Raw genomic sequence first — 25465 nt, 5'->3', positions numbered from 1 at the left:
ATCACAATAGAAAATTATTTTGTGAAAGCTGCTGATGGTGAAACATCTGATTTAGTTTTTGATGGTACGGTTTGTGCTTTTGAGCAATTGGTTTGGCAAGATGGAATTGCAAGCTTTAAAGAATTAACAGGTCTTGAAGAACTTCTTCCGATCATTACAGGCACAAGTACCGGTGGTGTTGGTCCTTTACCCTGGATTGTCGGTGGATTGGTAACAGGTGGAATTATTGCGGCGACTAATGATGATAAAAGCCATTCAGAGCCAGAAAATGAGCCTAAAGTTGAAATTTTAGATGCACCAAAAGTTGAAATTGCGAATGATCAAAATAATGATGGTCTATTAAATCGTAGTGAAACTGGTGGTGCGTCACAGCTCAATATTATTGTGACGATTCCGACTGGTGCAGTTACAGGCGATATAATCACACTCAAAGATCAAAGTGGCAAAGCTTATACGCATACTTTGACGCAAGCGGATATTGATGCAGGCAAAATCACAGTTCAAGTGGATAAACCTGCTGAAGGGACTGAGCTTAAAGTCACTGCAACCATCACCAATGAGGGGGGAACATCAGCAGAGTCAGTACCTGACCAAGCGGTGATCCATGAAACAGCACCTTCTGTCCAAGTAGAAATTGAAGCAGACTATGCCACAGGCAAAGGTAAAGTTACCTTTACTTTCTCCGAAGATATTGATGATTTTGATATTAACGATATTGTGATTAATGGCGGGAAAATTTATCCTGATTCTTTAGTTAAAAATCCAGATGGTACATATTCAGCAACTCTTTCAGATTTGAAAAAGGGTACTGCTGTTGAAGTTTCTGTCAAAGATGGCAGTTATACAGATCAAGCGGGTAATGCCGGCATTGAAGGTTCAGATGAGGATGTATCTGTAAAAGTCACTGCAATCAAACCTGATACAGTGGGTGGTGGTTCTATCGTGACAGGTGTGACCAAACCCAACACCGAAGTTACGTTAAAGGATCCTGCAACAGGTAAAACCTATACGACGACTTCAAATCCTGATGGAACATGGTCGATGACCACGACTGATCCGTTACAAGATGGTTCATCAATTACTGTCACTGTACCCAATCCAGATAGCTCAAATCCAGATCAAAGCGCATCTGATGAAGTACCTTTACCGTTTGTGAGTATTGATATTGTCGGTGGTGATAATTTTATCAATGAAGAAGAGTTGGCTGAATTAACTGACCCAGCAACTAGGACTGTAAAAATCACGGGTACGGTGAGTAATCCAACTGCTGATATGACCATTACTTTTAATGGTAAAAAATACTCTGGCATTGACGTTAAAGTGAATGCAGATGGAACTTGGGAAATCAATGTTCCTGTTGAAGATATCAATTTAAATGGTAAAAATACCATTATAGCCAAAGGTCAAGTAACTGATTCGACAGGTACGGTTTTCCCATCGAATGATGCAGAGAATCAAGTTGGTACAGATACGACACCTCCGAATGTCAATGTGAGTATTAGCCCAGAGGGTAAAATCACCATTGCTTATGATCCTGATGTAGATCCTTCAAGCATTGAAACAGGTAAAATTACGGTGATCGATCAGGATGGTAATCCTGTTACTGTAACACTAACGCCGAGCGAAGATGGTTTGACTTTTACAGGTCAAGTCCCAGATGGTTTTGATGGCAAAATTACGGTGACTGTCCCTGATGGTAGTTATCAAGATTTGAATGGCAATCAGGGTAATCCTGATCAAGAAAGCAAAGCTGTGGACACTCAACCACCGCAAGTGATTGTGAATATTGATCCAAATGGTAATATCACAGTGACATTTGATCCTGATGTTGATCCATCAACCATTGATCCGAATACTGATTTTGTGATTACGGATAAAGATGGTAACCCTCTGAAAGACAAAGATGAAAATCCAGTCACCGTTCCACCATTAACCTCAACAGATGGTGGGGTTACGTGGACAGGTAAAATTCCTGAAGGCGTAGAAGGCAGTGTTAGCGTCACTGTCCCTGAAGGAAGTTACCAAGATAAAACGGGTAATGAAGGTGGAAAAGGTACTGATACTGAAAATGTAGACACGCTTGCACCAAAATTGACTGTGACTATTGATGCAGATGGGACTGTACATTTTGATTTTTCTGAAGTTGTAAAAGGCTTTACTTCAGAAGATATTTTAGTTGCGGGTTCTAAGCTTGTACCGGGTTCATTGACTGATCTAGGTAATGGCAAATGGACTGCAAAACTAGACTCAATGCCAAAAGATGGCACCACTGTTGAAGTTACAGTAAAAGATGATACTTATACAGATTTAACGAATAACTTGGGTTCAGGTCATCAAGATCAAGTTATTACGATCAAAATTGACAGTGTTAAGCCAAATACCGATGGTAATGCGATTATTTCGGGTAAAACGGAGCCAAATCAAACGGTAACAGTGACTGTGCCAGGTTCAGACAAGCCTTTAATCACCACTTCTGATGTCAATGGTAACTGGACAGTCACCACAGATTTTCCATTGAAAGATGGTAATTTTGTGACAGCAACAACGCCTAACCAAGATCATGTCATTATTGAAGATAAAGTGAAGCTACCATTTATCACCATTGATGTTATTGCGGGTGATGATGTTATTGATCCTTCGGAACGTACTGATATTGACACTCAAACCACAATGAAAGTGACCGGTACAATCAGCAATCCTAATGCTAATGTTACAGTGACTTTTAATGGTGTTGAGTATTCGAGTAATTCAACAGATCCTGTTAAAAAAGTTACTGTGAATTCAGATGGTACGTGGTCTATTCAAGTCCCAGCAGATCAAGTTGGAAGTCAAAACTCTATCGAAGCAAAAGCTTCTGTGGTGGATAATGGTACAACAATTGATTCAGCACCTGCTGTCCGTGATCCAATTACCCAAGGCAGTATTACGGTTGATGTCGATAGTAAAGGTCATATTACAGGTACAACACTCGAAGTCGTTCCAGGTCAAACAGTCGAATTGATTGTGATTGGTAAAGACAAAAATGGCGTTGAAATTGAAAAGAAAATTCAAGCCACTGTAGATAGCAACGGCCACTATACAGCAAAAGTACCTACAGACTTTGAAGATGGTAATATCACAGTTATTGCGACAACCAAGGATGCAAACAATCATCCACTAGATGCAAAAGATGCTGAACCTGCATTAGATCGTACATCGGGCTCTATTACAGTAGATATCACGCCTGACGGTAAAATCACCGGTTCAACCACCGATGTCCCACCGGGTGCAACGGTTGAACTTGTGGTTGAAGGCAAAGATCCAAACGGCAACCCTGTCAGCGAAACCATTACCGTGACAGTCGACAGCAACGGTCACTTCACTAGCACAGTGCCACCAAGCATTGCCGATGGTGGTGTCGATGTCACAGGAACCACAACGGATCGCAATGGCAATCCACTGACGGATACAGACAACGAACCAGCACTTGATCGCACGCCAGGTCAGATCACAGTGGATGTGACCCCTGATGGACAAATCACCGGTTCAACCACCGATGTCCCACCGGGTGCAACGGTTGAACTTGTGGTTGAAGGCAAAGATCCAAACGGCAACCCTGTCAGCGAAACCATGACCGTGACAGTCGACAGCAACGGTCACTTCACCAGCACAGTGCCACCAAGCATTGCCGATGGTGGTGTCGATGTCACAGGAACCACAACGGATCGCAATGGCAATCCACTGACGGATACAGACAACGAACCAGCACTTGATCGCACGCCAGGTCAGATCACAGTGGATGTGACCCCTGATGGACAAATCACCGGTTCAACCACCGATGTCCCACCGGGTGCAACGGTTGAACTTGTGGTTGAAGGCAAAGATCCAAACGGCAACCCTGTCAGCGAAACCATGACCGTGACAGTCGACAGCAACGGTCACTTCACCAGCACAGTGCCACCAAGCATTGCCGATGGTGGTGTCGATGTCACAGGAACCACAACGGATCGCAATGGCAATCCACTGACGGATACAGACAACGAACCAGCACTTGATCGCACGCCAGGTCAGATCACAGTGGATGTGACCCCTGATGGACAAATCACCGGTTCAACCACCGATGTCCCACCGGGTGCAACGGTTGAACTTGTGGTTGAAGGCAAAGATCCAAACGGCAACCCTGTCAGCGAAACCATGACCGTGACAGTCGACAGCAACGGTCACTTCACCAGCACAGTGCCACCAAGCATTGCCGATGGTGGTGTCGATGTCACAGGAACCACAACGGATCGCAATGGCAATCCACTGACGGATACAGACAACGAACCAGCACTTGATCGCACGCCAGGTCAGATCACAGTGGATGTGACCCCTGATGGACAAATCACCGGTTCAACCACCGATGTCCCACCGGGTGCAACGGTTGAACTTGTGGTTGAAGGCAAAGATCCAAACGGCAACCCTGTCAGCGAAACCATGACCGTGACAGTCGACAGCAACGGTCACTTCACCAGCACAGTGCCACCAAGCATTGCCGATGGTGGTGTCGATGTCACAGGAACCACAACGGATCGCAATGGCAATCCACTGACGGATACAGACAACGAACCAGGACTTGATCGCACGCCTCCGGCTGTGACTGTTGAAATTACTCCCGACGGTAATATCAAAGTGACCTTTGATCCAGATATTGATCCAAGCACCATTGATCCAAACACGGACATCGTGATTACCGACAAAGACGGCAATCCACTTAAAGACAAAGATGGTAATCCTGTAACTGTTCCACCACTGACATCAACTGATGGAGGGATTACTTGGACAGGTAAAGTACCACCAAATGTTGACACTGAAGTAAAAGTTGAAGTACCTGCGAAGGACAAAGATGGCCATCCAACTTATGTCGATAAAATAGGTAATCCAGGTACGGGTGGGCAAGCTACAGTAATTGTGGATACCTTGCCGCCAACTGTAAAAGTTGCAATAAGTGAAGATAGAACTTCGGTGAATTTCATCTTTGATGAACTCATTCAAGGTTTTGATGCTTCTGATATCGTGGTTACAGGGGGACAATTAAAACCAGGGACATTAATTGAAAATGCTGATGGCACGTGGACCGCGCAACTTCAAAATACAGAACAAGGCACTACCGTTGAGGTAATGGTTAAAGATCAAAGTTATACAGACTTAGTGGGGAATGTAGGTCTGGGGGCTACCGATACAGATATCACCATCAAGATTACCAGTGTCACCTCAATTGTAGGCTCAAATGATAAGCTGATTACAGGTCTGACAGGGGCAAATCAAGACGTCACTGTAATTCTGCCGAATGGTACGGTAGTTGAAGGAATTCGCTCTGATGAACATGGATATTGGGAATTAACAACAGAAATTCTTGAAGGTACAAATGACCAAATTACTGCACAGACAAAAAATCAAGATGAAAAGCCTATAGCAGATACGATTAGCTTGCCATTTGTTTCGATTGATCTGGTGTCTGGTAATGATGTCATCAATGAAGCTGAATATGCTGATTTTGCTAATACTGTGACCATTACAGGTAAAGTCAGTAATCCAGATGTCAGCATGACAGTAACCATTGCAGGTAAGATATACACAGGTTCACAAGTGACAGTAAATGCTGATGGTACTTGGTCCGTGAATGTACCTAAAGCAGATGTTGCACAAGATTTTGATATTACGGCACAAGCGACATCTAATACATCGGGTGCGACTTCAGATGATGCTTCACGTGATGTAACCGTTGATATTGAACCACCAAAAGTGACTGTAGATATTGATACAACAGGTAAAATTACACTGAAATATGCTCCAGATGTTGATCCAACCAGTATCGATTTATCACAAGTTACTGTGAAAGATACCTTGGGTAATGTGATTCCTGTGAAATGGAACATATCTGACAGTAGTGCATTAAACTTTGACGCCATGATTGAGATGCCTGTCGATGACATTATCACAGTGACGGTGCCTAAAGGCAGTTATCAAGATTTAGTTGGTAACCTTGGTTTAGCAGGCTCAGATGCTGAAGATATTGATAATGCAGCTCCAGATATTCAATCATTTGTGATTAAAACAGATGAAGATACTTCTGTTGTGATTACTTGGGCACACTTAGGTATTCGTGATAACAGTACTGATTTAAGTAAGTTAACTATTTCATTCACGCAGTTACCAGCAAACGGGACTTTGTATTTAAATGGTCAGGCAGTGACCGATGTCAATGTGCTGACAGGCTTAACTAAAGCAGATCTTGATGCAGGTCAATTAAGTTTTCAACCTGATTTAAATGAAGCATCAACAACTGCCGATTCAGCATATACAACGCTTGATTTTGAGGTACATGATGGGATTAATACTTCTACAGGTTCTGTTGATGTGATGGTTGAAGCTGTTGCTGATACACCAAACCTATCACTTGACTTGTTGGATTGGAGTCCAACCGCACTTAATTTAAATATTAAAACATGGGAAGGTTTGAAATCTGTCACCATTGATGGAAAAACCTATAATTTGTTACAAGGTAATGGTAGTGGCATGCCAGCAGATACTTTGAAAACAGTATTTAACTATTTAACCAGTGATAAAAACACAACACATAAACCAGCAACGAGTGGTGAAACTTCAAGCTTGGCAGATAGTAATGTTGCAACCTATAAAGGGGTTGCGATTACAGGTTATGTCTATTTAGAAAAAGGGCATACCTATAATTACAAAGGTAAGGCAGATGACAGTGGTATGCTCATCATTGGGAATGAAGATCCAGTCTATGTAAGTTGGGGGGGATTAAATCAGTCTGTGGATTACAGCTTTGTCGCAGCAGAGTCAGGTTTCTATACCTTTGATTTTTATATGCATAATCAAGCGGGTCAAGGCAACTATGACTTCCAATTAATAGATCAGTCACATGGGGATAAAATCAGTTATTACCCTGATTTAGAGACTGCTTTGTCAAGTTTGAATGATTTTTATCATCAAGCGAATCCATCAGTGGAATGGAAAGTATCAGATCTGATTCAAGGCAGTGCAACTGATAAAGATGAAAATGGTTTCCATCGTCCATACTTCAACTTAAGTGGTGAAGTTGGACAAGATATTTCACTTGGATTGCTTAATACAAGTCTGAATGATATCGATGGCTCAGAAAGCTTGACCTTAAATTTCTCAGGTTTAGTTGAAGGCATGATGATTTATGCATTGGCTGCAGATGGCTCACGTCTTTTATTAGGTACAGCCAATGCCCAAGGGCAATTAAGTTTGGTTGCCGATGGCGTATCTTTAGATGGTGCAAGCTTGGTTGCTGTTGCTCCGGCAGATTTTGTGGTAACAGGTTCATCTTTGGGCTTAAAAGTGAAAGTAGAAGCCATTGCTACAGAACAATCTAATCATTCAGCAGCCAGTTCAGAACTTGAGTTTGATATGACCTTGTATCCATCTTCAAATGCAGCATTTAAAGCAATGGCATTTGTTGAGCATACAGCGGTTGAGCAAGATGCAGATCTAATTTTTAATGTATTAAATGATGATGATTTGGGTGGAAATCGCTTAACGCCTGTCAATGATTTTGCATCTACAGATCAGATAGATGTTTCGGCATTACTTGATCACAATGCGAGTCTTGAAAATATCAATGAATACTTAAAAGTAAGTTATGATGCAGAGCAAGACCAAGCGGTGATTTCAATTGACCGTGATGGTACTGGAACGAATTATCAGTCTGCTGATTTATTGATTTTGAGCAACCAAACGACCGACCTTACTCTTGAACAATTATTGCAAAATAATCAAATCATCATCTGATGATTTGATCAGCACAATATTTTTCTAAATATATAAGCTCCTTCGGGAGCTTTTTATCTTTGCCGAGTGATCACAGCATAATCGGATAAGTGGTAAGTTTTTTATTGGATTTAACATATTGATAAATCATTAAATAATCAAGTGTAAAAAATAAATTTAAAAATTTTACATTTTTGACAAAAGTTGGCTGTTTAGAGTCAATTGAATCTGTGGATACATCGCTTAACTTAAAAAGATAGATCAGGATGATGTACTCGTTGAAGATATTCACGAACATATTGATAAAATGGACAATAAAATGAACATACAAAACTCTAAAAAATGGACAGAATGTACAGTACAGCTGTGTAAAAACATCTCGTTGGCAATGGTTTTTTGGGTACCATTTGCGATGTCAAATTCAGTATATGCAGCGCCTGCTCCGAAGCTCGATTTAACTTTATCTGAGCATTCACAACAAAAAATTAAAAAATTGATGAACGATCCAAAAGTTTGGGCGCAAATTCCTAAACAAGTGACTTTGTGTGTCTATTCGCCTGATGGTGCCAATGGTGAAGCCTTTGAACAAGCAACGAGCTATATCAGTGAATTACCTCGCATTGCACAAGTGGCAAAGCAGTTTGGTGTTGATTTAAAAATTATCCGACCATCGAAGCTGCAAATGCGCATAGATATGGATTATCCACAATTAAAGAAAAAAGCCAGTACTGAACTCAACTTACGCGTATATACCGATGAGCGTGTTTTAACAGAAGATTTTAGAAGTAAACGTTGTGATGGCGCAGGAATTAGTAATTTACGTGCACGCCAATTTAACCCATTTGTTGGCAGTATAGATGCTATTGGTGCAGTACAAAGCTATAAACAATTGTCTGCCGTGATACAACTTTTAGCACGACCTGAGTATGATGCTAAAATGGTCAATAAAGACTATGAAGTGGTCGGAATTGTCCCTTTGGGTGCGGCTTATATTATGGTGAATGACCGCCGAATTGACACCTTAGCCAAAGCAGCAGGTAAAAAAGTTGCAGTGATGAATTTTGATGGTACACAAAAGAAATTGGTACAAAATGTTGGTGCACAGCCGATTTCTGTTGATTTACTCACTGTAGGTGGCAAGTTTAATAATAAAGAAGTTGACATCATGGCTGGCCCTGCTTTGTTGTTTAAACCCTTAGAATTACAAAAAGGGATGAATGATAAAAATGGCAAAACTGTTGGGGGAATTATTCGGTTTCCTCTTATTCAAGTCACAGGGACATTGATCATGCAACGCAATAAATTTCCTGCGGGAATGGGATCAATTGCCCGCGAAATCATTTCTAAACAACTGAGTCCTGCTTTTGAGTTTGTCGATAAAATTGAAAAAGAAATTCCCGCAAAATATTGGATGGAAATGCGTGAAGCAGATAAACCAGGCTATATCAAAATCATGCGTGAAGCGCGTATTCAGATGACCAAAGAAGGTTATTATGACCCTGCGATGATGAAAATTTTGAAGAAAGTGCGTTGTGCACAAAATCCGAGTAGTTTTGAATGTGCTTTAAATGATGAATAATTCATATTGGTTTTGAATGTCGTAATTTTAAATGCTCTGAAAATGGGCATTTTTATTTAAGTGAACTGAGACAATAGTTTGAGTTGCTTTACTTTACTTATTTTTAATATAAGGTTGATTTTAGCTGGTTGCTTGTTAAATCAAGGAACCTGATTTTATTTCACATTTATACATTTGGCTAATATTTAGTCTATACGATTTTCATTATATTGAGCTTTTAAATAGAACAGTTAAATAGATCAACACCATAGATTAAGGGAAAAATGTGTTTCAAGTATTTGCAGAGCTTTGTGGTGGTGTAGGATTATTTTTGCTTGGCATGACATTGATGACGCATGGGCTAAAAAATATTGCAGGCGAAACCTTAAAACATTTATTTACCCAATTTACCAATACTACGAGTAAAGCGGTATTGACAGGCATTGGCTTGACGATTTTGGTCAATTCATCCACTGCAACGACAGTTGCTACAGTGGGTTTTGTCAGTGCAGGGGTGATGACTTTTGCCCAAGCGATAGGTGTGGTTATTGGTGCAAATATTGGGACGACCAGTACAGGATGGCTGGTGGCATTTCTTGGTTTAAAATTTTCCATTTCAATGTTTGCACTGCCATTTATTGGTTTGGGTGCAATGCTGCATTTGATTGCTAAAGATCGCTTGAAACTGTTTGGGCTTATCTTGGCGGGCTTTGGTATGATTTTTTTTGGCATTGCGATTTTACAAGAGGCCATGACGGGGTTTTCAAATCGAGTTGATCTTTCATTTTTAAGTGCAGATGGATTTTGGGCAAAGGTACTGCTCGTTGCCATTGGTATCGTCATGAGCTTGATTTTACAGTCTTCAAGTGCTTCGATCACAGCCACTTTAGCTGCTTTAGCTAGTGGCGCCATTGATGTATCACAGTCTTTGTATTTGGTGATTGGACAAAATGTTGGTGCAGTGGGGATCACAGTGTTGTCTGCCATTGGTGCATCCATCAATGCGCAACGTACGGTTTTGGTCAATGTGATGTTCAATGTTGTGGCTGCACTGGTCGCTTTTTTATTTTTAGCACCTGCTTTGTTGTGGTTATATCAGCATGTGTCTTGGCTGAGTCGTTGGGACAGTTTAGTCATTGTGGCGTTATTTCACACTTTGTTTAGTGTGGTTGGTGCATTGATTTTTATACCGATATTGAAAAAAATTGAGCAATGGGTGATTCTGTTATTATCTGAAGATTCACCAAGTATTTTAAATTGTTTGGATACTGCAAATTTACAAATACCGATCGTTGCTATTGAAGCCGCAGAAACAGTACAGCATCATATTTTATTTGAAATATTTAAGACCTTACACAACGTATTTCGTGATGGTATTTTACCGAGTCCAAGTGAGCTGAAACTTTTAGATGAAATCATTTTACAATTAGAACGTTATTTAGAAAAAATTACCATCACCGATAATCCTGAGTTACAACAGCATTTTCTCGTTATTTTAAGAGTCATGGTGTATGTGAGAGTTCTGCGTAGCGATTTAGCACAAATTGAGAATGCACTTATTCTGCGAATGCATCCCGCAATTTTACAATTAGCATTGGATTATTCACACATTTTAGACAGTTATATTGAAGATATTGCCCATTTAAGTGAGCATCAACAAGTTGAAAAATTGCGTACAGAATTGAACAGTTTGAAGAAATGGGCGAGCAAACATCGAGCACAGATTCGTAGTGAAGTGTTGGAATATACGGTGTTAAATCAGCTGAATGCTGCAAAAAGTTTAGAATTACTGGCAGCACAGCGTTGGATTGAACGTCTGATTGCTCATACTTATCGTTTTTCCAATGTTTTATATGAAGGCTAAAAAACGGAACAATGAGAATATAGAGTCTAGGGTCTTAGCCTTTGTTTGCTATTGATTTCAGAATTTCATCCATTTAAATCATAAATTGATAAATACAAAAATGTGATAACTAAACGTAGTTAAGTTATTTTTCAATTGAAAGTAGAGGGGCTAGCATAATGCTTAGTCCTTGCTTTTCCTGAAAAATATATGAGTAAATCATCTAAACCACTAATTATTACTGCGATTGTTATTGTGGCAATTGTGGCATTTATTTATCTCCAAAAAAATAAAAATGTCACGCCTGAAGCTGCAAGTACTTCTACGCAAAAGTCTGATTCAGCTGTGGTTATTGCTTATCAAACGGGGGTAGATCCTAGTAAAGTTGCACAAGCAAATGGTGAGTATGAAAAAGAGAGTCAACAGGCAATTACGTGGAAAAAGTTTGATACGGGTGCAGATGTTGTGAATGCTTTAGCATCAGGCGATGTTGATATTGGTAATATTGGCACGAGCCCATTTGCTGCGGCTGCTAGTCGTAATTTACCTATTGATGTATTTTTCATTGCAGCAAAATTAGGGGCTTCAGAAGCTTTAATTGTTCGCAATCAAGCGAACATTCAAAAACCACAAGACCTTATCAATAAAACCATCGCAGTGCCTTTTGTTTCGACTGCGCATTACAGTCTATTGTCAGCGCTTAAACATTGGAAGATTGCAGAATCACAAGTAAAAATCATTAACTTACGTCCACCTGAAATTTCAGCAGCGTGGGAACGTGGTGACATTGATGCTGCTTATGTTTGGGAGCCTGCATTAAGCAAAGCAAAAAGTACGGGTCACGTGTTGACGGATTCTAAACAAGTCGGTGAATGGGGCGCCCCAACGTATGATGTTTGGGTGGTACGTAAAGAATTTGCAGAAAAAAATCCTCAATTTTTAAAAGCTTTTGTACAAACGTCTTTAAAGCAAATCGACCGCTATAATCAAGCACCAGAAAAATTTCAACAAGATGCCGAAAATATTAAGAAAATTTCTTCATTAACAGGTTCAGATCCAAAAGACATTGCTTTGTTATTGTCAGGTAATATTTATCTGAATCAGCAACAACAAGCACAACGCTTGCAACAGGAATTTGCCAAAAATATTTTTGATACAGCTACATTCTTAAAAGCACAAGGCAAAGTAGATCAAGTTAAACAAAGTTATCAGGACAATATTAACCCTAAATTTGTGCAGCCTTGAGGAGTAAGCCATGTCTGTTTTAAAAGCTGAAAACATTACATTGCATTATGCAAATCAAGATGTTGCTGTACTGAAAAATATTAATTTAGACGTCCCTGAGTCATCTTTGACGGTGGTTTTAGGCGAGTCGGGGTGTGGTAAAACCACCTTACTCAATATTTTGGCAGGTTTTCAGCACGTTGACGCGGGTGTGGTGAAAATTGATGATGAAATATTGACACAGCCCGATGCACGCCGTGCCGTTGTTTTTCAGGAACATGCTTTATTGCCATGGCTAAATGTGTCTGAAAATGTGGCTTTTTCACTGAAATTAAAAGGTCTAAAAGACTCAGAAATTACAGAGCAAGTTGATGCAATTTTGACAACAGTGGGTTTAGCGCATGTTGCAGAGGCGAATATTTGGCAATTATCGGGGGGAATGAAACAGCGTGTCGGCATTGCCCGTGCATTGATCAGCCATGCACCGTTTATTTTACTTGATGAACCATTTGCAGCGTTGGATGCGTTTACCCGTGAGAACATGCAAGAGTTGGTGTTGAATTTGTGGATTCAGAAAAATAAAGGCTTTTTCTTAATCACGCATGATATTGAAGAGGCTTTATTGCTGAGTCATCAATTGGTGTTGATGACAGCCCGACCAGGAACCATTGTGGAAACGTTGCATTTAGATTTTGCACAGCGCTATCGTCAAGGAGAATCTATTCGTTCAATTAAATCCGATCCGTATTTTATTCAACTACGTGAGCAATTATTTGAACGTTTAAAAGATCAGAAATTACATGCTTTGGAGCTTTAAATGAATAGTCAAATTCAGAAAATTGCTCAAAAATCGTTAGACGATACTACAGCAATTCAGGAGCATAGCACAGCATCAACACAGATTAAATTTCCAAAGTTTATGACGAAAAATTTAAGTCTTTTGATGAGTTTGGGCAGTATTAGTACGATTATTCTGCTGTGGTTCGGGATCAGCGCATTGCATTTAGTCCCTGAGCTCTTTTTACCTTCGCCAAGCGCAGTGTGGCAAAAGTTTGTGATTGTAAGCCAAGAAGGGTTTATGAAAGCCACGCTTTGGCAACATTTGGCAGAAAGTATTAGTCGAGTATTGACTGCATTGATTGCTGCGATCGTAATTGGTGTGCCTGTTGGATTATGGATGGGTTTAAATAAATGGGTACGTGCAGTGCTTGATCCTTTGGTTGAATTATTACGTCCAATTCCGCCGTTAGCATATTTACCTTTATTGGTCATTTGGTTTGGCATTGGTGAAACAACCAAAGTTTTATTGATTTTCTTTTCAATTTTAGCGCCCGTCATTATCAGTTCTGCACATGGGGTCTTGAGCCATCAAAAAAACCGTGAACGAGCAGCGCTTTCTTTGGGTGCAACACACTTACAAGTATTGAAATATGTGATTCTACCGACGGCTTTGCCACATATTTTAACAGGAATACGCATCGGTCTTGGGGTGGGATGGTCAACCTTAGTCGCGGCTGAGTTGGTTGCTGCAGATCGTGGTATTGGTTTTATGGTGCAGTCCGCAGCGCAGTTTTTAATTACCGATACAGTGGTACTCGGTATCATTGTGATTGCTATGGTTGCAGTGAGTTTTGAATTATTTTTACGTTGGCTGCAAAAGCAATTAGCGCCTTGGTACGGTCAACAATTATAGAAGATGCATCATGACATTACATATTCAGCCTATTCAAGCCAATATTGGCGCAGTTATTGAAAATGTGGATTTAAATTTGACCGATCCACAAATCTTGTCAGAGATACATGCAGCTTTATTGCAATATCAAGTGATTTTCTTTAGGAATCAACAGTTACAAGCACAGCAACAGGTCAAACTTGCGAAGTCTTTTGGTCAATTACACATTCATCCAATTTATCCATCGATGAAAGATGCACCTGAGGTGATTATTTTAGATAGTCATGAAACAGATCTGCGAGACAATGAACTGTGGCATACCGATGTGACATTTAGTCATACGCCACCGCTAGGTTGTGTATTGCAAGCCATTAAAATTCCTGAAGTGGGTGGTGATACCTTATGGACGAGTGGTACGGCAGCTTTTAAAGCACTACCTGAAGCACTACAACAAAAGTTACGTGGTTTAACTGCAACACATGATATCCGTAAATCATTTCCATTAGAGCGTTTCGGTACGACACCTGAATCACGTGAAAAACTTGAAGCATCTTTTCGGAACAATCCACCCGTCATTCATCCTGTAATTCGTAGTCATCCTGAAACAGGTGAAGATATTTTATTTATCAATGAAGGTTTTACGACACGAATCAATGAATTGTCTGAAACAGAAAGTGAGACATTATTAGACTTTTTATTTGACCACGCTGTGAAGACAGATTTCCATTTGCGTTGGAAATGGCAACAGGGCGATGTAGCGATTTGGGATAATCGTTGTACACAACATAAAGCATTGTTTGATTATGGCGATGCACATCGGATTATGCATCGTGCAACGATCAATGGCACTGTGCCATATTATCAACAAGCAAGTTAATTTCTTATGGATTATCGGGGCAGTAAATCTTGATTTTAGAGACTCGATTTATTGTCCTTATTGTAAGACTATAGGAGGACAGAGATCATATCTTATGATTTTTTTAAATAAAATAAATAATTGATTCATAATATAAATAAAATAAACTCTGATAGATTAGTTGAGATTAAATTTATTAAAAATATATAAAATAAATAATTGAATATTTTTTAGAGCCTACTATAAGCCTAGTTAATATTAAATTGAGATTTTACTAGATAGTGAAAGTGCGTATTTTTTTAAGTTGTTGTTATGTTTTAAAATCAATAGCTCCGAAGATGCCGCTGCATGGTCGTTACCCTGAACCCGATGAGTTCAAGGTGGACACGACGCGTACTTAATGGGTTTCCCACTCGAAGATGGGCATACACTCAAAATACACAGAACGCATCCGTAAGTTTAAGTATCGGCAGGGGAATAGACGTACTGGCGAACATCCCAGAGTTATACTAAGTATACATATTCTCAGTGAGCAGGCAAATGCCCATCCATATGAAAATGAGCAATTTTATGATCTATAGGAGTTAACTGCACAAACAAAGCTCAATTTATACTGTCTTTTCAACGTCTTTTAGAATCTCTTCTAGCAAACGTTCGCAATGTGTATATTCTTGTAAGGACTTGTTCATGCTTAATACTTCTTGCATGAGTTCCAAAGCCACCATGATCATCAGTTTGTTATGTTCCATGTTGGGCGCTTTACGGCGAAATTCTTGAAATTTTTCATTCAATAAATTACCGGCACGTTCTAACTCTGCTTTTTTTTCAGCAGTCGTGCTTAAACGAAAAATTTGTTCAATTAAACGTAATTCAACAACAACAACCTCAGACATGATTAAACTTCCTCATTGGTTTCAGATGGATGAGCAAGTTGTTGAATTTCTTGCGCATGATGATCTTGTTCAGTGCCTAAAATCGCTAAACGTTGAATAATGGCTTCAACTTTAGATTTGGCATGATCATTTTTCTGAATTAAACGTTCACGCTCATTTAACAAGTCTTTGATTTCTTGTTGCGAATGACGTTGTTCTGTCTGTAATTTTTCTTTGACTAGACGTAACTCGTTGCGTTCAGCCAAAATTTCTTGAAAGCGTGTTTTAAGGTCGGTGCAGCTTTTTTCTAAACGTCCATAACGTTCAGCTAACGAGGTTGCATCGGTATTGAGCTGATTAAACTGTTTTTGCAAAGCAGTGAGTTGTTCGTTCAAGCTTTCAATTTCATCTTGCTTTTGGGTGATAATGCCATTTTTCTGCAAGATCTGAGTATGTGCTTGTTCCTCACTGTGATCTTTCTCTTTTAACAGTGCTACATTTTCTTTCTCAGTCGTTTCGATACGTGTTTTTAAAACACCAATATGCGTTTGTAGACGCTGTAATTGTTCTAGCATAACGGGTCGCACAGATTTGCAATCAAAGGTAATATATACAGAAGTATAGAGATTGGATAAACGAATGCAAGACGATATTTCAGGTTGGTCAGATTGGGATCAAAATTTTGGTCAAATTGAAGAAATTTCAAGTCCAAGTGAGTTACATGGCTTACTCACGGGTATAGTTTGTGTTACCGAAGCACCATCTCGTGATGAATGGTTACAAATTTTATCGAGCATTGATGTACCAAAAGTCAACGAAGATGCATTGGCGATTTTAGCTGAAGAAGCAGAAGACATTGCACATGCCTTGTCTGAAGATGAATTGGACTATTTACCGTTATTGCCTGATGATGAACATCCTTTGGTAGAACGTGTACAAGCACTTGCTGATTGGTGTGCGGGTGTGGTTCTAGGTTTTGGTTTGGCTTCAGGTCATATTCGTTCTGACGAGCAAGAGTTGATTGAAAGTTTACAAGATGTCGCTTCGGTTGAATTTGACGAATCTGACAATGATGAAGAAGGCGAAGAAAGCTACTTAGAACTCTATGAGTTTGTACGTTTAATTCCCGTATCATTGTCAATGGGACGTAAGAAAATTCCTGTGCTAGAAAGTTCTTTGTTGCAAAATTTTCATAACAAAATGAAACCTATCATTGAGGCATCAGACAGTGGTAACGTGGTAGAGGTTTTTACACCGCACCGCCCAAGCTGAAATCTAAAACAAGACTTTTTGAATGAAGATTGTTTCTGATATTTGAAAGGTCTTGGAATTTTTTTAACTTAATTTTCATCCATCTAACAATAAGCTGAATCAATAATGAAATTAACCCAAGCCGATTTTCAAGAACGTCGTGACCGCCTTGCAGCACAAATGGGTCCTAACAGTATTGCGATTATTGCAACTAGTCCTGAAGTGATGCGCAATCGTGATGCAGACTATAAGTTTCGTGCAGACAGTAGTTTTTTCTATTTAACAGGCTTTGCTGAACCTGAAGCGGTTGCGGTCATTGAAACAGATGCGAGCTGTGAAGATTACACTTATAGTCTGTTCTGTCGTGAACGTGATCGTGAGATGGAAATTTGGAATGGTTATCGCGCAGGCATAGATGGCGCTGTGGATGATTATGATGCAGATGAAGCTTATGCGATTGATTTATTAGATGAAGAAATCATCGAAAAATTACTCAACAAAGACAAATTATTTTATCGCATCGGACAACGTGCTGAGTTTGATGCACGTGTGGCACAGTGGATTGCCAAAGCTACGGGTGAAACTCGCCGTGGAACGTCTGCACCTGCACAAATTGTGCAGTTAGATCGTATTGTAGATGAAATGCGTTTGCATAAATCAGCCGAAGAAATTCAGTTAATGCAAATCGCATCGAATATTAGTGCTGAAGCGCATACGCGTGCTATGCAAACGGTACAGCCTAATATGATGGAATATGCTTTAGAGGCTGAACTAAATTATATTTTTGGTAAAAATGGTTGTGTACCGTCCTATAACAGTATTGTAGGTGGGGGCGAAAATGGCTGTATTTTGCATTATGTGGAAAATAATAAACCGTTAAAAGATGGTGATTTGGTTCTCATTGATGCAGCGTGTGAATACGAACTTTATGCTTCGGACATTACACGTACTTTCCCTGTCAATGGCAAGTTTAGCCCTGAACAAAAAGCACTTTATCAAGTGGTATTAGATGCACAAATTGCGGCGATTGATGCAGTACGGATCGGGAATTCTTATAAAGAACCACATAATATTGCGGTACAAATTCTTGTTCAAGGCTTGCTTGATTTAGGTATTATGCAAGGTGATTTTGACGAGATTATTGAAACTGAAAGCTATCGTCAATTTTATATGCATGGTACAGGGCATTGGCTTGGGATGGATGTGCATGATGTTGGTACATATAAGCATGGTGAAGATTGGCGTGTATATGAAGAAGGTATGGTGGTCACAGTTGAGCCGGGGTTGTATATTGCACCCGATGATGAGACTGTGGATGTGAAATGGCGTGGTATCGGCATTCGTATCGAAGATGATGTGGTAGCAACTTCAAATGGTCCTTTGGTCTTGACCAAAAATGTGGTGAAGACTGTAGAAGATATTGAAGCATTGATGGCGAAGTCGAAGTAATTTTTAATGCTAGAGCCGATTTTAGGATCGGCTTTTTTGTACAAATAGGCTTCTAAAATCTTATTTTTAGAAATTATAAAACTTATTAAATACTTATAATTATGAAAACAAATATAGTAATTTTTATAGTCGTTATATCTATTTTTATTTTATCCTGCTCAAAAATAAAAAAAACCAAAATTCTAGGAGAAGGAGATATTGTTACTTGGAAAGTAGCAGAGGGTTCAGAATTAATTGTTCAGGCAAAATTAGGTACACAACTAAAATATTCAGATAAAGATAGAGAGTCACCATTTTACAGACCTAAAGAGGAAAAGTATCTTGGGCAATTCCCAATAAATTATCAACCCCCCAAACTTAAAAAAATAACTATATCAGAAGCAAGTAATTTACCAATTGATAAGGGTAATAAATTAAAGTTTAATCTAATGTTAAATGGTTCAACTGTACAAGCTTCAGGCTATGATTATACCGACAAAGAATTAGATCATTCTGAGCAAGTTAGAGTCATTGTTTCAAGTCAATCACTTAATTTTGATTTATCAGAAAAAACAGTGAACTATTTTGAGTCAATAATTAAAGATCCGAAAAATATACGTGATAACGAATACTCAGGTAAATATAAACTTGATTGTTATAGAAATATTGAAATAAATCAGCGTTATTGTTTTGGAAAATCAAGTAATAAGAACATTTCAGGAGTTTTATTTAGATTCACGGATCGGCATGAGGTTATAGCCCATTCATGGGAACCATTCTATGGTGCAATTGATATAGAATGGCAATTTGATCAACATAATATGCACCAGTGGAAAGAAATAGATCGAAATATCTGGCGTTTATTAGAAGCATGGAATATTTCACCTAAAGAATTAAACGACAATACAAAATATCAAGATAAATATAAAAAGGGAGATATGATTACTTGGCAGGTTTCACCCAAATTATTAATAAAAACGCAAGCAGGAGCATGCTTAGTCACAGACTATAAATATCCATCCAAAAAATATTTTTTAGGACAATTCCCAATATATTATGTTCCTAAGAAGCAAAAACTATTAAATATAGATCGAGTTTCAAATATTGCTGATAGTGAAAATCCTATGGAATTTAACTTGTTGTTGAATGGTCAAAAAGATGCTCAAATCCATGGGTTTTATAATAAAAATGTAGAAAACCAAGTCAAAGTATTAGTCCGAAATTTAAGTAATTTGGATCAAGATTCGCATTATATTAAAAATAAACGTACACCAAGGGATTGGATTAATTATTTGCTTTCAAGTGGATATAGTAAAAATGAAAAACTATCAGAAATGTATGATCTTGAATGCTATACCCCAAATTATCCTGAATACTTATTACCAGCAGATCAATGTATTGGTCGATCAGTAAGCCCAGAAGACAATGAATTTATTTTAAAAATTTACGAGGATTTAGATCATAAAATTATTGTGAGCAGTACAATTGAAACAAAAAAATATGGTCATATTGCTATTGATTGGCGAGTTCCTGTCGAGTCCTTGAAAGACTGGAAGGAAATAGATGCAAATATTTGGAGGTTATTAAAAGCATGGAATGTGAAAGCAGGATTAATATGATGACTTTAATGGTTTACGATATAAAAATTACTGACCTTGATGTAATATGAAATTAATCATCATTATAAGTATTCAGCATGCTGAATCGTATAGAGAAAGGGTCAAGACATGCAACAAGACGTCATTATTGTCGGTGGTGGAATGGTCGGGCTGAGTTTGGCACTCATGCTTGCAAAGTCAAATATCGCAGTGAAATTGCTTGAAGCCATTAAATATCCAAACTATGAAGATGGCACTGTTGCTCCTTACCACTCAAGTTTTGATGCACGAAATACCGCATTATCGCGTCGTACCGTACAGATTTATCAAAAGCTTGGACTTTGGGCGGCATTGCAAGAACATGCAACTCCGATTTTAGAAGTCCATATCACTGAGCAAGGCAGCTTTGGTAAAGCACGTTTAAAAGCGGATGAAGAAAAAGTCGAAAGCTTTGGGCAAGTGATCGAAAATGCATGGTTAGGTCGTGTTTTATTATCGCAAGTGCGCCAACAACCTTTAATTGAGTTGATTGATGGTGTACAAGTCACTTCATTGACACAAGATCAAGACGAAGTCTATATCGAAGCCACACGTGGTGAAGCGTATATCCATTCTTTAAAAGCAAAACTGGTGATTGCTGCTGATGGTCGAGATTCATTCTGTCGTCAGGCTTTGGGCGTGGGTGTGGACGTACATGATTATGAGCAAGTTGCCATTGTGACAGCGGTACAAACATCTAAGCCGCACAATCAAGTCGGTTTTGAACGCTTTAGCCATTTAGGTCCTTTGGCATTATTACCATTACCTGGAGAATGTCGCCGTTCTGTGGTTTGGCCTGTGACCAAAGGTACAGAACATGAATGGCTGGGTGAGGAAAATGACCAACATTTTCTTGATGCTTTGCAAAAAACTTATGGTGATCGTGCTGGGAAATTTATCAAAACAGGCAAGCGCTTTAGTTTTCCATTGTCACAAGTCTTGGCACACAAACAAGCAGTTGGACGTGTGATTTTGATGGGAAATGCCGCACATACTATTCATCCTGTTGCAGGACAAGGTTTTAACTTGTGCATGCGTGATGCGGATGTGTTAGTACGTTATCTCAACCAACAAATTGCCAACGCCCAAGATTTAGGTGAGCCTGAAATGCTGAAAGCCTATGAGCAAGCCCGTTTAGCAGATCAAAAACGTGTAATTAAATTCTGTGATTCTGTGGTGCGTGGTTTTAGTAATCAAAATCCAGTCTTAAAAATTTTAAGAAATACGGGTTTAGTGGCATTTGATGTGATTCCAGGCATTAAACCGTTAGTTGCCAATTATGCGATGGGGTTAAAAGCATGAGTGAATTCAATCCTCAAGATTTGTTAGATGTCGTGATTATTGGTGGCGGTTTGGTTGGTGGTTTAACGGCTTTGTTGCTTGCAGAAGGTGGTGTTCAAGCCACGGTGTTAGATGCTGCACCAATTTTAGATGCTGAAAAAACATTAAGCACTGCCAATCCTCGTGTTTTAGCTTTAAGTCAAGCCACAATTCATTTGCTGAAAACGGTACAAGTTTGGGAAAAACTTGCACGCCAAATGCCTTATACAGGGATGCAAGTGTGGAATAAAAATGGCTATGGTGAAATTAATTTTGGGCAAGCGTCTAATCAATTTCCCTCTGAGCAAAATTGCTTAGGGTCTATGGTCGAGCCGAGTGTTTTAAACCTAGCCATTCAACAGATGATGCTTGAAAAAGTGAAAGATTATCGAACAGAAGTGCGAGTAACTCGTGTTGAGCAGGGCGTAGGCTGTTGGATCATTCAATTGGCAGATGGCACAAAATTAAAAACCAAATTGGTTATTGGTGCAGATGGTGCAAACTCTTTTGTACGAGAACAAGCTTTTATTGATCTTGATGTTTTGGATTATAAGCAAGCGGGTTTAACTTGTGCCATTCGTACTACAGCACCACATCAATATGTCGCGCGTCAGATTTTCCATCCAACAGGACCTTTGGCATTTTTACCGATGGCGAGTTTAAAGCCTGAACAGGCTGAACACTGGGTTTCAATTGTGTGGACATTGCCTGATGATTATGCAGATGAATATGCAAGTTTAAATGATCAAGAATTTTACCAATTGCTCACGCGTGAAAGTCATTACATGTTGGGCGAGGTTTTGGAATCCACGCCTCGTGCCAAATTCCCACTCAAAGCTCGTGCTGCACAGCGTTATGTGAAAAATGGTTTAGCATTAATTGGTGATGCTGCGCATGTGATCCATCCGCTTGCAGGGCAAGGTGTGAATATTGGTTGTTTAGATGCCGCCGTTTTGTGTGATGTGTTATTAAAAGGCCGTGAACGTGGTGTTTGGGCACATGAACAAACCTTGAAGCGTTATGAACACCAACGTAAGGGACAAAATGATGCCATGATGCACGGCATGTCTGCGATTGGTTTCTTAGAAAGTGCTGAGCTTTTTCCATTGGTATGGGCGAGAAATTTTGGCTTAAAACAAGTGGAAAATATCCCTGCGTTAAAAGAACGCTTTATGGCACAAGCCAATGGTTTGGCAAACTTAAGCCATACACGTTATGCACTTTGAAACAAAAGTGATGATTTTTGGACAATCATTTAAAAAAAATGATGAATTTGGGTAAAAAAAATACGATTTTTGTGTATTTAGCACTAGGCGAATGCTTGAGAGATTGGTACATTTCTTCGTAATTAGAACCGACTTTGGTAAATGTATAGTCATTCATGGGGAGATCGTCAATGACGGACACAAATGATTACGATGAAAATACAGAAGACAGCGCTGTAGATGATGATGAAGCGAAAGCTGCCGAAAAAGGTGCGGCTGCGAGTGATTCAACGGTATCAGATGCGGACTTAGCTGAAGCTGAAACTTTAACGGTCACTGCTAAGCTGAAACAGCGTCAAGCATTGGAAGATGAAGTTGCTGCATTTTTAGCACGTGGTGGGAAAATTACTGAAGTGCCACCAGATGAGTCAAAAGACTAAACTGCTTTAGTAGAAATTGCCCAAAGATTTTAGGTAAATGCTTAAAATAGTTTGGGCTTTTTTATGTTTTGAATAAAATCATGATGAATATAAGTGAATGTCATGAAAATGTTGAACCAATTGATTCACATCATCCATCTGTAGCTGTTCTCGCATTTTCAAAAATTGCTTTTCATCGATTTCATACAGTTTAAGCGCAAGCAGTTTTTTAATCTCTTGTTCTGAAAAACGATATTTTATAATTTTTGCTGGAACACCACCCACAATGGCATAAGGTGGAACATCTTTGGTTACCACAGCACCTGTTGCCACCACAGCACCTTCACCCAGTTTTACCCCTTGCATAATCATGGCACGACTGCCAATCCAACAACCATCTGCAATGAATGTATCACCCGCAGGCAAAAAACAACGGGTATCAAAAGGAAAAGCTGAGATCCAATCGGTTCGATGTAGCTGATTACCACCCATCATGATGACGCATTCAGCACCAAAACAAACAAAATTACCGATATATAGCTGATCAATTGGCTTTTCAGGCGTAGACGGTTTGTCATGTAAATAACGTACCACACAACGCTCAAAACCCTGATCCCAATAAGCAGAGTAATAACTGTAATTGCCTTTAATGTGAATATTGGGGTTTTTCACAGTTTTAGAAATAAACTCAAATTCACACCAATGTTTTACAGGTGAGTTTATGGAATCAGTCATATAAAATGTAGCAGGCACGTGGTCACACCATTCTATATGACTTTAGCACAAAGCGTAAGAAAATAGCCTAAGCAACTCTTAAATGAATTAACTGTGCAGCCTTTGTATGTTCAATATAATCCGCACGTTGATAAAAATAACGTGTTGTAATGTCAATACCTGACAAATCTTCAACAACCTCATAACCCATTTTTTCAACGGCTTGATGCAAATCAGATGGAATAAAAGTACCTAATAATGGCTCTTTTAAGAAATGGGTAAAATGTGTTAGTGCAAATGCACCATACCGCTCGATGCCTTGTAACTGCTTATAATCAATAGAATAATCCATGACTAACTCACTGCCTGAGGGTGCAATAGAGACAATATTTTGTAGCGTCGTCAGTGTGGTTTCAGGTGTTAAATAATGAGTAGTGCCGAGCCATGAAAAAAATGCTGTTTCAGAGGGTTGATATTGACTACGAAGTAGGGCATCAGATAATTTTTCTTTTTCAAAATCAATACTGACAAATTCGACATTGGCAGGGAATCGATTTGATTTAGAAATCTTCTTTAATTTTGCAATCTTGGTTTTTTGTGTATCAGGATGATCCAATTCAAAAATTTTTAATTGTGGATATTGACTGGCTAAACGTAAAACAAAGGAATCTAAGCCTGCACCCACTAAAACATATTGTTGAATGTTATGTTGCTCAATGGCTTGAATAAGCAAATCTTCAGCATAACGTGAGCGTCCGACCACTTGTCCTGTAAGTTTACCAAAAGTTTGGTTCATAAAACTTGAATTTAAGGTTTTACGAAATAAACCATTTTTCAGTAATAATCGCCAACGCGCATTGGTGAGATCAAAAGCGTATGGGTCGGAAAATATTGGGTCATTGGCATAGAGATGGTGATTGGCACGTAAGGCTGCTGCGGCTTCGGCGGTACGACTGACGCGTCCTGCTTTCATAATAGTTTCCGTCAATTTTTATTTTCTAATAATTTAAATGAAATTACAGATTTAACAATGGCGAAATGATTTTATGTTGTGAATTTTATTGCAAATACATAAGCTTTAGAGACTTGCCGATTTGTGATTTGAAATGATTAATTTATATTATGGTGATGTGGTTAAAATAAAAAGGGCTGATCAATCAGCCCTAAATTTTATCAAAAATCTTTCATTTAACGCTTATGAAAGATATTCAACTTTTACGATTTCATATTCAACTTCACCGTTTGGTGTTTGAATTTTCGCTTCATCACCCTCATTTTTACCCAAAAGACCACGGGCAATCGGTGAGTTTACTGAGATTTTATTGATTTTAAAATCAGCCTCATCATCACCCACGATCCGATAGGTTTTTTGTTCTTCAGTATCTAAGTTTTCAATGGTTACAGTCACACCAAAAACCACACGACCTGTCTGCTCAAGCTCCTTAACGTCGATCACTTGACATGCACCGAGTTTACCTTCGATGTCTTGAATACGACCTTCACAGAAACCTTGTTGCTCACGAGCAGCATGATATTCAGCATTCTCTTTTAAGTCCCCATGTTCACGTGCTTCTGCAATTGCAGCAGTAATACGTGGACGGTCAACAGATTTTAACTGTTGCAATTCTTTCTCTAAGGCAACTTTGCCTTCAGGCGTCATAGGATAACGTTGCATTGTTGTCCCTCA

Annotated in this window: 18 protein-coding genes and 1 other RNA gene; 13 read left to right on the top strand and 6 right to left on the bottom strand. The window is 39.1% G+C overall.

All coding sequences use genetic code 11. The annotated features are described in order from the left end of the window. Nucleotides 1–21: 21 nt before the first annotated feature. From G0028_RS13665 to tauD, 7 genes are all read left to right on the top strand, one after another. Nucleotides 22–7800, top strand: coding sequence for an Ig-like domain-containing protein (locus G0028_RS13665; RefSeq protein ID WP_194088725.1), 7779 nt, complete (start codon nt 22–24; stop codon nt 7798–7800). A 367-nt stretch (nt 7801–8167) separates the two neighbouring features. Beyond that, nucleotides 8168–9358, top strand: coding sequence for a putative solute-binding protein (locus tag G0028_RS13660; RefSeq protein ID WP_227554820.1), 1191 nt, complete (start codon nt 8168–8170; stop codon nt 9356–9358). Between the two features lie 265 nt (nt 9359–9623). Continuing rightward, complete coding sequence (locus G0028_RS13655) at nt 9624–11201, top strand: Na/Pi cotransporter family protein (RefSeq protein ID WP_130074943.1); 1578 nt, start codon at nt 9624–9626, stop codon at nt 11199–11201. Between the two features lie 189 nt (nt 11202–11390). Continuing rightward, nucleotides 11391–12425: a taurine ABC transporter substrate-binding protein gene (tauA, locus tag G0028_RS13650; RefSeq protein ID WP_180045315.1), complete on the top strand. Its 1035-nt coding sequence runs from the start codon at nt 11391–11393 to the stop codon at nt 12423–12425. Nucleotides 12426–12435: 10 nt separating this feature from the next. Continuing rightward, a complete protein-coding gene (locus G0028_RS13645) occupies nt 12436–13221 on the top strand; it encodes a taurine ABC transporter ATP-binding protein (protein ID WP_180045314.1) in 786 nt (261 codons plus the stop codon). Continuing rightward, the gene (tauC, locus tag G0028_RS13640) at nt 13222–14097 is read left to right on the top strand and encodes a taurine ABC transporter permease TauC (protein ID WP_130074940.1); all 876 of its coding nucleotides are present in this window, start codon (nt 13222–13224) and stop codon (nt 14095–14097) included. Between the two features lie 10 nt (nt 14098–14107). Then, the gene (gene tauD / locus G0028_RS13635) at nt 14108–14953 is read left to right on the top strand and encodes a taurine dioxygenase (protein WP_130074939.1); all 846 of its coding nucleotides are present in this window, start codon (nt 14108–14110) and stop codon (nt 14951–14953) included. 304 nt (nt 14954–15257) lie between these two features. Here the strand turns inward: tauD and ssrS are convergent. The 3 genes from ssrS to G0028_RS13620 form a co-directional block, all read right to left on the bottom strand. Further along, a non-coding RNA gene (gene ssrS, locus G0028_RS13630) (6S RNA) lies at nt 15258–15440 on the bottom strand. A gap of 100 nt (nt 15441–15540) precedes the next feature. Beyond that, nucleotides 15541–15825 carry a cell division protein ZapA gene (locus G0028_RS13625; RefSeq protein ID WP_130074938.1) on the bottom strand — a complete coding sequence of 95 codons (285 nt, stop codon included), beginning with the start codon at nt 15823–15825 and terminating at the stop codon, nt 15541–15543. Nucleotides 15826–15827: 2 nt separating this feature from the next. After that, entirely contained in the window at nt 15828–16379 is a 552-nt protein-coding gene (locus G0028_RS13620; protein ID WP_130074937.1) for a hypothetical protein, read from the bottom strand. A 64-nt stretch (nt 16380–16443) separates the two neighbouring features. Between G0028_RS13620 and G0028_RS13615 the strand changes: the two genes are divergently transcribed. The 6 genes from G0028_RS13615 to G0028_RS13590 all read left to right on the top strand — a co-directional run bounded on the left by G0028_RS13615 (nt 16444) and on the right by G0028_RS13590 (nt 23085). Continuing rightward, entirely contained in the window at nt 16444–17076 is a 633-nt protein-coding gene (locus tag G0028_RS13615) for a UPF0149 family protein (RefSeq protein ID WP_130074936.1), read from the top strand. Nucleotides 17077–17181: 105 nt separating this feature from the next. Beyond that, on the top strand, nt 17182–18504 hold the full coding sequence (gene pepP / locus G0028_RS13610) for a Xaa-Pro aminopeptidase (protein ID WP_180045313.1): 1323 nt from the start codon (nt 17182–17184) through the stop codon (nt 18502–18504). Nucleotides 18505–18605: 101 nt separating this feature from the next. Continuing rightward, nucleotides 18606–20102 carry a hypothetical protein gene (locus tag G0028_RS13605; RefSeq protein ID WP_180045312.1) on the top strand — a complete coding sequence of 499 codons (1497 nt, stop codon included), beginning with the start codon at nt 18606–18608 and terminating at the stop codon, nt 20100–20102. Between the two features lie 108 nt (nt 20103–20210). Further along, nucleotides 20211–21422, top strand: a complete 1212-nt coding sequence (gene ubiH / locus G0028_RS13600) for a 2-octaprenyl-6-methoxyphenyl hydroxylase (RefSeq protein ID WP_180045311.1) — start codon at nt 20211–20213, stop codon at nt 21420–21422. Further along, nucleotides 21419–22666 (top strand): FAD-dependent monooxygenase, encoded by a 1248-nt coding sequence (locus G0028_RS13595; protein ID WP_180045310.1) that lies wholly within the window; start codon nt 21419–21421, stop codon nt 22664–22666. Before ubiH ends, G0028_RS13595 begins: the two co-directional genes overlap by 4 nt. 170 nt (nt 22667–22836) lie before the next feature. Continuing rightward, a complete protein-coding gene (locus tag G0028_RS13590; protein ID WP_130074931.1) occupies nt 22837–23085 on the top strand; it encodes a hypothetical protein in 249 nt (82 codons plus the stop codon). A 78-nt stretch (nt 23086–23163) separates the two neighbouring features. Here G0028_RS13590 and G0028_RS13585 read toward each other — a convergent pair whose 3' ends face one another. From G0028_RS13585 to greA, 3 genes are all read right to left on the bottom strand, one after another. After that, nucleotides 23164–23799: a CatB-related O-acetyltransferase gene (locus G0028_RS13585; protein WP_180045323.1), complete on the bottom strand. Its 636-nt coding sequence runs from the start codon at nt 23797–23799 to the stop codon at nt 23164–23166. 67 nt (nt 23800–23866) lie between these two features. After that, complete coding sequence (locus G0028_RS13580; RefSeq protein WP_174492210.1) at nt 23867–24751, bottom strand: class I SAM-dependent methyltransferase; 885 nt, start codon at nt 24749–24751, stop codon at nt 23867–23869. Between the two features lie 222 nt (nt 24752–24973). Further along, nucleotides 24974–25453, bottom strand: a complete 480-nt coding sequence (gene greA, locus G0028_RS13575; RefSeq protein WP_130074928.1) for a transcription elongation factor GreA — start codon at nt 25451–25453, stop codon at nt 24974–24976. Between the last annotated feature and the right edge of the window lie 12 nt (nt 25454–25465).

It is taken from the genome of Acinetobacter piscicola, assembly GCF_015218165.1.
Taxonomy (GTDB): domain Bacteria; phylum Pseudomonadota; class Gammaproteobacteria; order Pseudomonadales; family Moraxellaceae; genus Acinetobacter; species Acinetobacter piscicola_A.
Note: the sequence above shows the minus strand (reverse complement) of the source record. Positions and strands in the feature narration are given on the sequence as shown.